7 protein-coding genes are annotated in these 13,472 nt (G+C 51.3%); 4 read left to right on the top strand and 3 right to left on the bottom strand.

Features of this window, described 5'->3' with window-relative positions; genetic code table 11:
- Positions 1–70: 70 nt before the first annotated feature.
- Complete coding sequence (locus tag AACT35_RS12250; protein ID WP_099239734.1) at positions 71–961, bottom strand: branched-chain amino acid ABC transporter permease; 891 nt, start codon at positions 959–961, stop codon at positions 71–73.
- 156 nt (positions 962–1,117) lie between these two features.
- On the opposite strand from AACT35_RS12250, the gene AACT35_RS12245 reads away from it, so the two are divergent.
- Positions 1,118–1,324 (top strand): DUF751 family protein, encoded by a 207-nt coding sequence (locus tag AACT35_RS12245; RefSeq protein ID WP_012308162.1) that lies wholly within the window; start codon positions 1,118–1,120, stop codon positions 1,322–1,324.
- 86 nt (positions 1,325–1,410) lie between these two features.
- On the top strand, positions 1,411–2,955 hold the full coding sequence (locus tag AACT35_RS12240) for a peptide ligase PGM1-related protein (RefSeq protein ID WP_099239732.1): 1,545 nt from the start codon (positions 1,411–1,413) through the stop codon (positions 2,953–2,955).
- Positions 2,956–3,030: 75 nt separating this feature from the next.
- Here AACT35_RS12240 and AACT35_RS12235 read toward each other — a convergent pair whose 3' ends face one another.
- On the bottom strand, positions 3,031–4,758 hold the full coding sequence (locus AACT35_RS12235) for a succinate dehydrogenase/fumarate reductase flavoprotein subunit (protein ID WP_099239731.1): 1,728 nt from the start codon (positions 4,756–4,758) through the stop codon (positions 3,031–3,033).
- Positions 4,759–4,896: 138 nt separating this feature from the next.
- Here AACT35_RS12235 and ldpA point away from each other — a divergent pair, with 138 nt between their 5' ends.
- Together ldpA and AACT35_RS12225 are read left to right on the top strand one after the other, a co-directional pair.
- A complete protein-coding gene (ldpA, locus tag AACT35_RS12230) occupies positions 4,897–5,961 on the top strand; it encodes a circadian clock protein LdpA (RefSeq protein ID WP_099239729.1) in 1,065 nt (354 codons plus the stop codon).
- Entirely contained in the window at positions 5,958–7,733 is a 1,776-nt protein-coding gene (locus AACT35_RS12225; RefSeq protein ID WP_099239727.1) for a R3H domain-containing nucleic acid-binding protein, read from the top strand. The genes ldpA and AACT35_RS12225 overlap by 4 nt, the downstream gene beginning before the upstream one ends.
- Here the strand turns inward: AACT35_RS12225 and AACT35_RS12220 are convergent.
- Entirely contained in the window at positions 7,730–13,462 is a 5,733-nt protein-coding gene (locus tag AACT35_RS12220; protein WP_099239725.1) for an alpha-2-macroglobulin family protein, read from the bottom strand. The two genes, AACT35_RS12225 and AACT35_RS12220, sit on opposite strands and share 4 nt — an antisense overlap.
- Between the last annotated feature and the right edge of the window lie 10 nt (positions 13,463–13,472).

The raw sequence follows: 13,472 nt of genomic DNA, 5'->3' as shown, positions 1-13,472 counted from the left end.
CGTGTTTACTCAACATATCAACTAAGCAATTTTAGAACAGTATTCACCGAGATGGACTTTAAGACGCCATTTACATGGTGCCCTTAAAAAGACCCTGGGGCCGCACCAACAGCAAGACCACCATAATGAACAGCGCAACCCCCAACTTGTAGTCTGGGCCGAGCCAGGCCACACTGAGTTCTTGGGCAATGCCAATCACAAAAGCACCGGCGATCGCCCCGTAGGGATTGCCAATGCCCCCCAGGATCACCGAGGCAAACATCGGCAAAATTAAAAACCAGCCCATATTCGGCCGCACCGTGGTGATCAGCCCGTACATACTACCGGCGATCGCCGTTAAAGTTCCTGTAATAATCCAAGTCCAGAGCACCACCCGTTCCACATCAATGCCAGACACCCGTGCCAGGTCAATATTGTCAGCTACCGCCCGCATCGCTTTGCCAACCTTGCTATTTTGCAGGATAAAATGCAGCCCTAAAATTACTAAAACTGTCAGCACCATCACCACGACCCGATAGTAGGCAATGCGCAAATCTGGCACCGTTTCCGGGAGTCCTACAAGTTCGGTCAAGTTAATGGCCCGCACCACCGGGAGATCATATTGTTGATTGCCACTGCCCCAAAGAAACAGCACTGCACTACGGATAAACAGTGCCAAACCAATGGAGATGATGATCAAGGTTGTCGGTGTCGCCCGCTTATCCCGCATCGGCTGCCAGAGTAATTTTTCTGCCACGAGCATCCCACCAATGGTGCCAAAGGCCCCTACCACCATCGACAGCCAAATATTTAACCCCAGAGAATTACTCAACCAGGTAATGTAGGCTCCCAAGGTCATATAGTCCCCGTGGGCAAAATTGGATAAGCGCAGAATCCCGTAGGTTAGGGTCAGTCCCACGGCAGCAAGGGCCAGGATACTCCCGACCGACAGACCATTGAGAACGAGTTGCAGGGTGTCCATGGCGAAGGTGAAGGTAAGGGCTAAGGAAATAAAAAATGAATTAATCTTACCAAGCCTACCTTGGCAGGGGAAAACTGGGAACGCAGAGGGGAATGCTACAATTTGAAGCCATAAAATCTTCCCTATTTAAACCCATAAAATTTCCCCTCCGGTGCTATGCAAGAGTTTTTTGAGAACGTCCTCCGCTATCCCCGTTACATGATTAGTTTGATCCTGGGGATTTTTATCAGTGTATTTGAATGGCTGAAGCCACTATTTTTTAAAAATAAAGCGACGGCCACCGCCACGATTGGGCTTTTGGTGGGTCTCTTCGCGTTTCTTTACTTCACCCTGCGGGCAATGCTTGGTTTAAGTGTTGTTTAGCTTTTTTGTAAGCTGGACAGAAAATTTTAAGATCAGACGTAGGGTGGTCAAAAACGATCCTATGAGTTCGATCTGGGCAAAAAACGGTGCATAATCCTTCTTTCCAGACCTTTGCGGCATTACAACAGCAACTGCGCCAGCGTTGGCAAGATTCTGCTGATTTTGAGGCGGACGATCAAGATATTTTAGTGGTGCCTTCTTTTAGTGTGGATCAGCGGGTCGGCCAGAAGGTGCCTGGATTTTTGCACTATGAAGAGCGGTTACTGTTCTCACTGATTCGCCTGCGCAATCCCCACACGCGCTTGATTTACGTTACCGCCCAACCCCTCGCTCCCTTAATTATTGACTATTATCTCCAGCTCCTATCGGGAATTCCGTTTTCCCATGCCCGCGATCGCCTGCTGCTGGTGACCACCTATGATAATTCCTACAAACCTTTAACCCAAAAGATTTTGGAGCGGCCCCGGCTGGTGGAAAGAATTCGCCGCGCCCTGCGCCCCAACCAGTCCTATATGGTGTGTTACAACTCAACGCCCCTAGAACAGGAACTGTCAGAAAAACTGCAAATTCCCCTCTTTGCCGCCAGCCCCAGCTTGAACTATTGGGGCTCGAAAAGTGGCAGTCGCGAAATTTTTCAAACGGCGGGTGTTCCTTTTCCCGATGGCAGTGCTTTGGTGAAAACGGTGCCGGAATTGATCCAGGTTACGGCGCAACTGTGGGAGCGGCAACCCCATCTCAAACGGATTGTAATTAAGCTAAACGAGGGGTTTTCGGGGGAAGGCAATGCAGTGTTGAAGTTGCCTGCTCTGCCGCCAGGAGCCAGTTTTACGGAACATTGTGAACAGATTGCGGCGGCTTTGCCCAAGCTCAGTTTCCAGGCCAGCGGCGAAACCTGGGATAATTTTGCCTCGCGCATTCCCGAACTAGGGGCGATCGCCGAAGCCTTTATCGAAGGAGATCCAAAGCGATCGCCCAGTGTCCAAGGGTTAATTACGCCCAGTGGCGAAGTCCAAATCCTCTCGACCCACGACCAAATTCTGGGGGGACAGGATGGCCAAATTTACTTGGGATGCCATTTTCCAGCCGCCAGCGAATATCGCCTACAGTTACAGGAACTGGGCCTAAAAGTTGGCAAGATTCTCGCTAAAAAGGGAGCGATGGAACGCTATGGCGTCGATTTTATTGCCACCGAAAACCCCGACCACAGTTGGGATCTCCAGGCCATTGAAATTAATCTCCGCAAAGGGGGCACGACCCATCCGTTGATGACATTGCAACTGTTAACCAACGGCTTCTATGACTGCGCTACAGGGTCATTTTTTACCCCCCAACACCAGAAAAAATACTACATCGCCTCTGACAATCTCCAGAAACCCCAATACCAAGGCCTCCTGCCCAGTGATTTGATGGATATCATCGCCGCCCATGGCCTCCATTTCGACAGCAGCACGAAAACAGGGAGCGTGTTCCACCTGATGGGCACCCTTTCAGAATTTGGCAAATTAGGGCTGACTAGCATTGGGAATTCTCCCGAAGAAGCCGCCCAAATTTATCAACAGGTCGAGCAAGCTCTAGATTTAGAAACGACCAGTCAGCGCCCTGCAACGGTCACGCTTCCCTTGACGTGGTAAGTCTTTTCTAAGGAACCTCAATCCGTATTCTTGGGCAAGATGCCACAGCACCATCTTTGAGAAGGGCTGAGGGTTTCAATACTTGCGCTCTTTAGGTTCAAAACGATTAATGACGACGGGCATATACTCAATCGTTACACCTGTGTCGTTGCAGAAACTCAGGGTATGGGCTAGATAGGTTTGATCATCCCTGGTGGGGAAATCTTCCCTGGAGTGCGCCCCCCGGCTTTCTTTGCGGTGGTAAGCAGAGGTAAGAATGGCTTCTCCGACTTTTAAAATGCTCTGTAACTCTAGGGCTTCAATCAGTTCCGTATTCCAATGGATATCTTTGTCATCGAGAAAAAGATGGTTGTATTGATCCTTAAGATGTTGAATTTGTTCTAGCCCTGCCGCCATGGTTGCCTCAGTTCTAAAGACACCACAATGGTCGCTCATGGCGTCTTGAAACTGCTGCCTGAGATTATGGATGCGCAGATTGCCGGATTGATTGAGAAGTTGCCCGATGCGATTTTTGGCTTCGTCTAAATATTGTTGTTCGTTAATCTCTGGGAAAGGGCGATCGCCAATATAATCGGCAATCTTGCCACCGACCCGCTGGCCATAGACCACACATTCTAAAAGGGAATTACTGCCGAGACGGTTGGCTCCATGGACGGAGACACAGGCACATTCCCCTGCCGCAAAAAAGCCCTCGGTTAATTCGGTACCATTGCGCCGCACCCGACCATCGGTATTCACGGGGATGCCGCCCATGGAATAGTGAGCCGTGGGGCGCACAGGCATCGGTTCATTAATGGCATCAACGCCGACAAGACGGTGGGCTTCTTCCCAACAAAAGGGCACCCGCTCCATAATTTTTTCCTTGCCCATGTGAGTCAGGTCGAGATGGACAAAATTTCCCCCGGCACTGCCATCGGGATGAATTCCTCGTCCTGCCCGAATTTCTAGGGTAATCGCCCGGGAAGTAATATCCCGTGGGGCCAATTCCATCTGCTTCGGGGCGTACTTTTCCATAAAGCGATCGCCTTCACTATTGCGCAGATAAGCTCCCTCACCACGCACCGCCTCCGAGATCAGAACTCCCACTGGAAAGAGCCCCGTTGGATGAAACTGCACAAATTCCATATCTTCTAAGGGCAACCCCACCGCCGCCGTCATCGCCAGACCGTCTCCGGTGGAAGCAAAATCATTGGAGGTCGTATTAAATACCCGGCCATAGCCCCCCGTTGCAAACATCACCGCCTTCGCTTGAACAATTTCTAAATGTCCTGTTTCGATGTGATACATGACAATGCCCTTCGCCTGATTTTCCTCAAAAATCAGATTCATCACGTACCATTCGTCGTAGATTGTGACCCCATTGCGTCGCAGGTTATTCACCAATTCATGCAAAATAGCGTGGCCCGTTTTATCCGCCGCGTAGCAAGTTCGTTTGTGGGAATGACCCCCGAAGGCGCGCTGGGCAATGCAGCCATCCTCTAGGCGCGAAAACAAAACTCCTAAATGTTCCAACTCAATGATTACGTCGGGGGCTTCTTTCGTCAGAATTTCGACGGCATCTTGATCGGCGAGGTAATCAGAACCTTTGACCGTATCGAAGGCGTGGGCTTCCCAATTATCTTCTGGATCAACATTTTTCAAGCTGGCAGCAATCCCCCCTTGGGCCGCCACGGAATGGGAGCGGATCGGGTGGGTTTTCGCGACGAGTCCCACATCAAAGTTTGGATTTTTCTTTTTAATCTCAAGGGCAGCGCGGCAGCCAGCCAAACCACCACCGACAATAATGACGTCGTGTTGCAACATATCCACAAAGATCAGGGGTTATTCTTTCTATTGTGGGTTAGAGGTCGGGGAGAAAGGCGATCGCCCTTACGGTTTTTTACATCTTTCTCTCCTGATCAAGACTTTCCAAAGGGAAAATTAGAGCGTTACGATAAAGGGGTGAAGCAATCTCTTTTTCCTGCCCAATCCCTCACCGCTGGCCACTGGTTCAAACTCATCTGTGGTGCGAGTTTTCAGCATCTCCCCGCCATCCGTGATTTGACCCTCGTCTATAGCTTAGTGGGTGCCGATTGCATTGATGTGGCCGCCGATCCGGCGGTGGTGACCATGGCCCAGGAAGCGCTCACCCAGGCGGAGGCGATCGCCCGTCAAAATCCCGCAAAATTTCCCCAATGGCAGGGCAAACCCTGGTTGATGATTAGCCTTAATGACGCCGAAGATCCCCACTTCCGCAAAGCGTTTTTTAATCCAAATCGTTGTCCCGCCGATTGCCCACGCCCCTGCGAAACCGTTTGTCCTGCCCTAGCGATTGATCACACGGGTGTAATTGGCGATCGCTGCTATGGCTGTGGTCGCTGTCTGCCTATTTGTCCCCTGGGTTTGATTGAAGCAAAAAATTACATTTCCAGCCCTCAAAGTGCTGCCGAGATGATCACGACCATGGCGATCGATGCGGTAGAGATTCATACCCAAGTGGGCCATTTTGCGGATTTTCAGCGACTCTGGCAGACCCTCAAACCCGTCCACCATCACCTCAAATTACTTGCGATTAGCTGCCAGGATCATCCCGATGTGTTGTCTTATCTCGAACAATTGCTCATAGAAATTCAGCCCCTCGACTGTCTCCTCCTTTGGCAGACCGACGGACGACCGATGAGTGGCGACATCGGCAAAGGGACAATTCATGCCAGTATCCAGTTCGCCCAGAAGGTTCTCCAGAGCGGCTTGCCGGGGTATGTGCAACTGGCGGGCGGTACGAATAATCACACCTTCGATAAATTGCGACATCTTGGTCTATTAAATGAAGGTCAAGGGCCTTTTATTGCTGGGGTTGCCTTTGGCGGTTATGCCCGAAAAATCCTCCAACCGATCCTTGAAAATGCCGTTGAAATGCAGCCGCAACCCCTCGAAAGCGATCCCGAACGCTTTGACCAAGCGATCGCCCACGCCACCCAGTTGATAAATCCATTAAAATCTTCGTTAAACCCAAGCCTTAGTCTATGACTGCACCCCAATCCCCCGCTTTTCCGGCCCACCGTCGCCTCGTGACGGACGATCTCGAAAAACTGCTGACGATTTTGCCCGATGCGATCCGCGATCGCCTCGCCGACCACCCCAATAAAAACGCCCTGATTGAAGTGGTGATGGATCTCGGTCGCATCCCCGAAGCTCGCTTTGAAAACAGCACCGAAGACCTAGGCGATCGCCCCATTAGCCGCGAAGATTTGCAATATTCCGTAGAGCGGGTGGGGATGTTTAGTGGCGACAACCGGGCGGGCATCGAACGCACCCTGCATCGGATCAGTGCCATGCGCAACCGCCAGGGGGACATCGTTGGTTTAACCTGTCGCATCGGTCGCGCCGTGTTTGGCACGATTTTGATGATCCAGGAACTCGTTGAAAGCGGTAAATCGATTCTCCTGTTGGGGCGGCCTGGGGTCGGTAAAACTACGGCGCTGCGGGAAATTGCGCGGGTTCTCGCCGATGACTTTGGCAAACGGGTGGTGATTATCGATACTTCCAATGAAATTGCCGGGGACGGGGATATTCCCCATTCCGCCATTGGTCGCGCCCGCCGGATGCAGGTGGCTACCCCGGAATTGCAACATAAGGTGATGATCGAGGCGGTGGAAAACCATATGCCTGAAGTGATTATCATCGATGAAATTGGTACAGAACTTGAAGCCCAGGCCGCCAGAACCATTGCCGAACGGGGTGTTCAACTTGTCGGGACAGCCCACGGTAATCGCATCGAAAACTTGATTAAAAACCCCACCCTCTCGGATCTTGTCGGCGGCATCCAAGCCGTTACCCTGGGGGATGAGGAGGCTCGCAAACGGCGATCGCAAAAAACCGTCCTCGAACGAAAAGCGCCTCCAACCTTTGATGTGGCCGTAGAAATGCTAGAACGGCAACGGTGGGTGGTTCATAGTGATGTGTCGATCACCATTGATACCCTCTTGCGGGGTCACCAACCGTTACTGGAAGTCCGCACTGTCGATGATCAAGGCCACGTGAAAATCACCGAGGAAATGGAGCATCCCGTCGAGATTCCTAACTGGAACCCCCAAACAAAGATGGCCCCTGAACCCAGCCGTCCACGGGGACTGCGTGCTTCTGGCAAAATGGCTCCTCTCCCTTTCGGTAGCCAGAAAAAAAAATTAGTTTCCCCTAGAAGCAACGCCCTTGATCCCCTCATTGATCAATCCTGGATTGCCCGCGATCCACAACAGCAGGAAAAAGTGCGGGTGCCTGGCCCCAATGGAGAGGATTATCCGGTTTATGTGTATCCCTATGGCGTGGGGCGATCGCAGCTAGAGCAGGTGATCGAAATTTTGCGGCTGCCCATCGAACTCACCAAAGATCTCGAAGGGGCCGATGCGGTTTTAGCGTTGCGATCGCAGTTGAAAAATCATTCTAAATTGCGTCAAATTGCTCAAACTTGCCATGTGCCGATCCATGCGGTGAAGTCTAATACAATCCCCCAAATCACGCGGGGTTTGCGGCGCATTTTGAATTTAGATGATCCCCAAAACCAAGAACCGACAGATTTACGGTTATTTGCCCAAAGCAATAGCGATGATGAAATCGATGCCCTCGAAGAAGCCCGTCTAGCAGTGGAGCAAATCGTCATTCCCCAGGGTCAACCCGTGGAACTGCTGCCCCGTTCGGCCAAAATCCGTAAGATGCAACATGAATTGATTGAACATTACCGTTTGCAATCATCGAGCTTTGGGGAAGAACCCAATCGCCGCCTGCGGATTTTCCCCGCCTAATTCACCTCTAACGTCGAAGAAGTACTTCTGCCAAAGGTTTCGGCGTTGTATTGCAGTGACACTTCAGCCCCAGGATAGTCAAAGCTGCCGGGGGTGATGGCGCGGACTAAATAGTGCAAATTGTAAACGCCCGCATTCAGGCGATCGCCGTAGGCAACGACTTTATCTTTATAGATTTTTTGGTAGCTGAGTTGCCAGGCGTCCTGCTGGGGTTGGTAATAGGTGGTGGCGGTTTGAAAATCAGTGTCAATCGCTTCAAAGCCGGCGGGCAGGGGATCGCTAATCAACACATGATCTACGGGATGATCGGTGATTACTTCTAAACCAATGTCAAAGACTTGCCCTGCTTCAATGCTAAAGGGTTCTTTGAGGTCGTACAGTCCGTATTTACGAATAACCTCAGTTTGGTTGGCGGGGCGGATATAGCGGGTGATGCGCAATCCGTTTAGTTTGCCGGGTTGGCTGCCGGGAAGGCGATAGTTAAATTCACTCAGGTAATGGAGTTTGCCGTCGCCGTCTTTTTGGATAATCAGATCCCTATTGCCTTTGGGGAGATCCTGCATCGGCACATCGACGGTGGCACTGAGATTTTCGTAGCCTTGGAAATTAAATTCACCCAATTGTTTACGGTCAAGCTTGATAGCGCCACTCAAACTGGGCGGAATCGATTCCGTTGCGCTGTAGGCAGTTAAGGCGGTGAGGGCTTGGGCATTGTCATAACTGGTTTGCCAGGTGCCATCGCGCCGTTGATCGAGCAACCCTTGCAAGATTTGGCTGAGGCTTGCGGGGGTTTGTTTGATCTCGGCAAATAGGCGGAGGGCTTGGGATTGGGCGGTGGTGTTGGAGTGATACCAAAACCAGCGTTGGGGCAAATTAATCTGGGCGGTGCGTCCGGTTTGATAAATTAACTCGTTGACTTCATCCGCTAACTCCTGAGCTTGGATTTGCCAATCGAGCAGTTGGGAGAGGTGGCGGGCTAATTTAATTTTGCCGACGGCATCAAACTCCTCGCGGGCATCGTACAGGGTTGCCGCAAAATCGCCGCGCACATCCCCGAATTGATCAAGGGCTAAGAGGGTTTCGAGGCGGACGGTATTTTTGCAGTTGGTGGTGCTGCATTCGCTAAATTGGGCAGGATTGGCAAGGGTTTGATCGAGGTATTGTCTAAGCTTATTCACCACATTTTCATCAACGGATAATCCGGCTTGCTGGGCAAGGGCGATCGCCTCGGCGGCGTAGGGGGTGACGTAGGGATCGGGGGTGTCGTCTCCGGGGAAGGAGGCAAAGCCACCACTGGTTAACTGTAATTGGGTTAAGTGGGTGAGGGCTTGGCTCGCTTCGGCTTGGCTATTGAAATTGGCAAAGGCTTGACCATACCGCTGTTTGAGGATTTCTAAATTGGCGGCAATGAGCAACTGGCTGGCGGTGGGTTCGAGGAATGGGAAATCGTCGTCGTTAAAGGTATCTTGGGCCGGGGCAGTTAATTCTGGGATTAGGGTACTGGCAACGGTGACCGTTAAACCGCCTTGGTTGGGAACGACTTGCCGATCAATGTTCAGGGGAATTTTTACTTCAGCCTCGGTCAAAATCCCCGTGGCGATCGCCTGTTCTTTTACCGCTAATTGCTTCACGTCGAGGGGCACTTCCACGGCATCGGCGACCCCATTTTTCTGGGTTGTAAATTTAAAGGTGGCGGTTCCGGCTTCGTTGGCAACCATCGGAAAACGGTACACCTCGGTATTATTGCCAATTTCGGCGGTTTGCGTTTGCCGTTGTTTATTCCCTTGGACAAATTCCATCGCCCCCTGTACTTGGGCTTCGATGTTTAAGCGACCTTTGGAACCCGTGGTATTGGTGACCATCACTCCCCCCTCTAGGCGATCGCCTACCCGTGCAAATTGGGGGAGAACGGGATTGGTGAGCAGGGATTGGGTGGCGATAAAGGTTTCGTCGCCATTACCAAAACGCATTTGATCATCTGTTGCCACCACGAGAACGCGCCATGTGGTCAGGTCATCGGGCAACGTAAAGGAGACGACCGCTTGACCGTTGCTGTCCGTTAAAACGGAACCATCATAAAAGGCGATCGCCTTAAAATCGGTGCGGGTGCGGGTATTTGCTAAAGCCGAGGATGCGCCACCGCCATAACCCCAACCTTTTGCTTCGGTCGAGTCCATCGGCGCAATGGTCACATCGGGGCGATTGTCTGCCCAGCGGGTGGTGATCGGTTGATCGCGATAAATTTCAGCCAGCAGATCGGGAGGACGATAGCCCGTCAATTGCAAAATCGCTTCATTGACCACCATCACCGTTAACTGTCCGGCAACGGGTTGATCCGCTTGGTCTTTGAGTTGCAGATTTAAGGTTTGTGCGTCACCGGGCATCACCTGATTCTGCTGGGGCTGAATGGCGACGGTTAATTTTTTCTCGGCGAGGCTCGTGCGGAAATCGTCAAAGCCAATTTTCATCAGCTTATCCACACCATTTTTGCGGGCAGCTTCGATGGATTCCCCCTTATGAATCAAAACGGCTTCAATCGCCGCATTGGGCAACATCTCCGGCGTAACGGTAAATTGCACCTGGGGGGCGGCTCCGGTCACGGTTTGCTGGGTTTCGTACAGTACGCCGTGGCGAATCACGGAAAAATACAGTTCCGCTTCGGGGTAGAGGGATTGAATTAATGCTGTCGCGGTGTCGCCAATTTTGTATTCATCTTTGTCGAGGGTCACTTCGACGCGATTATTGTCGAAGCGATCACCCCAATTAAACCAGCCCGCACCGCTGACCCAAATGAAACTATCGGTGGCGGCGGCATCGGGTTGCCCGCTAATGGTGGCATGGAGGCGATAGGAACCACTATTGGGGGCGGTTAATTCTACGGTTTGGGGTTTGGCGGCAGATTTAATAGTTTGGCTGGCGATCGCCTCGTATTCCACTTGGGGGCGTTTAACTTGAGATCCCTCGATAATTTGGGAAACTTCGCTGTAATTGACCTTCTGCAATTCTAATTTGACCGTTTGCCCTTCCATCGCTTTCCCGTCGGGACTGGTGACAATCACTTGGGTTTTAAAGGGTTTTTCCGCATCGGCAACAAAATCATGGTTGATCCCAATCAGGCGATCGCCGGGCAACGCGGTAAAGGTTTGGGTATTGGACACGGATAGATTCGCCGCATCGGTCACTTCTGTTTCCACGCGATAGGTCACTGGATAGGGCAGATCCCGCGCCACGTCGATGGTTTGGGAACTTTGCCCGCCATCGTTTAAGGTTTTTTGCGTTTGCAACACATCGCTACTAATGGACGGCTCCGTTTCCGACCAATGCCACTGCCGCCCAAACTGGAATTCGTCCCACCCCTCCGGTTGAAAATAACCGCGACTGCGGGTGACGTAATAATTCACCTTGCTGTTGCTCACGGGCGCACCAAACAAATAATCGCTCTGGGTCGTAGCCGTCAGGCGATCGCCCATCTTGGCGAATTTTTGATCGAGCTTGAGGTCTACTTTAAAATTCGGTGGACGGAATTCAGCCACTCGAAAATCCCCGTAAATATTCACCCCATTCGGTGCTTCCGCGCGGAGGTAATAACTCCCCAAATCCTGTGTTTTCGGCACATCCCATTCTGCGGTAAATGTGCCATAGCGATTCGTCTGAAACGTCCCTAAGGTCGTCTCTTTCCCCTCTGGATTACTCAGGATCACTTTGTAATTTTGGTTAATATCCTGCCGCAATTTCCCATTTTTCAAATAATAGGCAACCCCTGTAAAATAAGCCTTTTCGCCCGGTTGATACAGTTGGCGATCGCTAAAAATTGTGCCCCGCCCTTGGGTTTCCCCATTATCCCAATCGGCATAAATCCCATACCCGTAGGAACCGCTGTATTCATCGGTGCGTGTAAAAGCCCAGTCCGAATTTTCGCGGGCAATCACCAGCAATTGCGGCGCATATTCTTGACCCTGCAAACAACTCCGCCAGCCATTTCCCGCAACGAGTAAATTACCACCCCCATCAGTTCGCCCAGTAAAACAAGCTTGGGGATTGCCCTTCGTTTTTTGATCTAACTTGGATTGATAAATTTCGATCTGGGCATTAGAAACCGCCTCCCCCGTATCCAGATGGTGTACCCGCACAATGCCCGACTCCGGAAACCACTGGGCAAACACCCCCAAATTCGTCAACTGCACCAAGCCATAATATTGTGGCGATCGCCACTGGGTTTGATTATTCTGATCCTTATAGGTATTGGTTTTTGCCGTAATCCCGTAGGCGAGTAAACCCGTATTCCCACCCAATTTTTCCCGAATCGGAATCGGCGTTTTCACCAACTGATTTTTCGGTTGTTTGACTGGAATACTTTCCCAACTGCTTTCGGACGGCACTAAATCAGTACTGTTATTTTGCGGATAAGCCGTCGCCGCGTAAACCAAATCCGTCGGTTGCACCACCCGATAACCCACCTGAAACTTGCTTTCAGGTAAATTAATCGTTTCAATATCAAGATTCAGATCCGTCCCCGCCGGAAAAATATTCAGATCCCGTTGCGCCCAAATATCCGCCGCCACATCACCGGGGTTGTAGGTAATGGTTTGATCCTTGCCGAGGGTCTGCCCATATTGATCCTTGAGATTTTTGCTAATCGTAATCGTGTAATTAGTATTCGGTTGGAGCACCCACGGATTCAGATCCACCGAGCGGCTACCGGGATAGGTACGAACGGCGAGATCATCCCCCTCCGGCTTCGGGCTAATCGTAATATTTTCCACCGCTGCATCCGCATCTAAACCATTATTAAAAACCAGTTGGGCGCTCCCTTTCACAAAGCGACCATAGGCTCCCCCCGCATCCGGTTGCCCATAAAAAGTCATTTCTTCATATCGCAACGGCGCATAGGTTTTAAAGACGGAGCGAAAGCTTTTTTCGGTGGGCAAATTGCCTTGGTCTGGGGCGATTCCCGGTTGAAATTCCAGGGTGTATTGACTTGCTTTCTGTAAAGGTTGACGGGGTTTAACAATGTATTGCCAGGTTTTTTCGGGATCGAATTGACCGTCTGAAAGAATATCTGCTGGCGGTTCCTGCATCGTAACAGTTGCCTTAACTTTGCTCTGGCCGCTGACAAAAACAGTATGTTGCTTGAGGGAGTCTAGGTCGAGTTGGGTGTTGCTAGTCACTGTGCTTTCTTCCTCAAGACCCAAGGGTTCTGCATCTTCGGGCAAGGTACCGACAACCCCAGGTAAATTGCTGAGGCGAATTTGGGGTGTTTGGAATGTCCAAGCTAAATCTTCCGTGAGTTGATTATTTTCGAGATCCCCTAAACCGGACTTGAGAGTAACTTGGAAACGGGTGGCTTTGGGCAGGGGTTGGTCGGCTTGAAAACCAATCATTTTCGGTGTGAGGAAGCGAAATTGCCCAGAAATGGCGGGAATCAGCTCAATCTTTTGGAGGAGGGCTGTTTCCTGGGGGCTTTCGAGTTGGGCGACGGGAATCAGGGGATGTTTAAACAGAATCCTGATTTGGGCGAGGTCGGCGGCTTCTCCGGTGGGGCTAATTTCGGTGATCCAGTCGGGTAGTTCTGGTAAAGGGAGCGCAGCAACGGCGGGAAAAGGCGCGGCTTGGTTGGTGACCTGGCTGATTTGGAGGATTTGTTGGCACCCAGACAATCCGGCGATCGCCAACAGACAGCTTAAACAGGCCAGTAAGAGAAATTTAACAAAGCGACGTGGAAACCCCATACAATGCCCT

The sequence above is a fragment of the Synechococcus sp. BDU 130192 genome (genome assembly GCF_963876085.1).
In the GTDB taxonomy this organism is placed as follows: domain Bacteria; phylum Cyanobacteriota; class Cyanobacteriia; order Cyanobacteriales; family MRBY01; genus MRBY01.
Note: the sequence above shows the minus strand (reverse complement) of the source record. Positions and strands in the feature narration are given on the sequence as shown.

Bases quoted from the DNA above. Each gene is read 5' to 3' on its own strand.
- AACT35_RS12250 (WP_099239734.1), bottom strand. From the start codon at position 961: ATGGACACCCTGCAACTCGTTCTCAATGGTCTGTCGGTCGGGAGTATC.
- AACT35_RS12245 (WP_012308162.1), top strand. From the start codon at position 1,118: ATGCAAGAGTTTTTTGAGAACGTCCTCCGCTATCCCCGTTACATGATT.
- AACT35_RS12235 (WP_099239731.1), bottom strand. From the start codon at position 4,758: ATGTTGCAACACGACGTCATTATTGTCGGTGGTGGTTTGGCTGGCTGC.
- AACT35_RS12225 (WP_099239727.1), top strand. From the start codon at position 5,958: ATGACTGCACCCCAATCCCCCGCTTTTCCGGCCCACCGTCGCCTCGTG.
- AACT35_RS12220 (WP_099239725.1), bottom strand. From the start codon at position 13,462: ATGGGGTTTCCACGTCGCTTTGTTAAATTTCTCTTACTGGCCTGTTTA.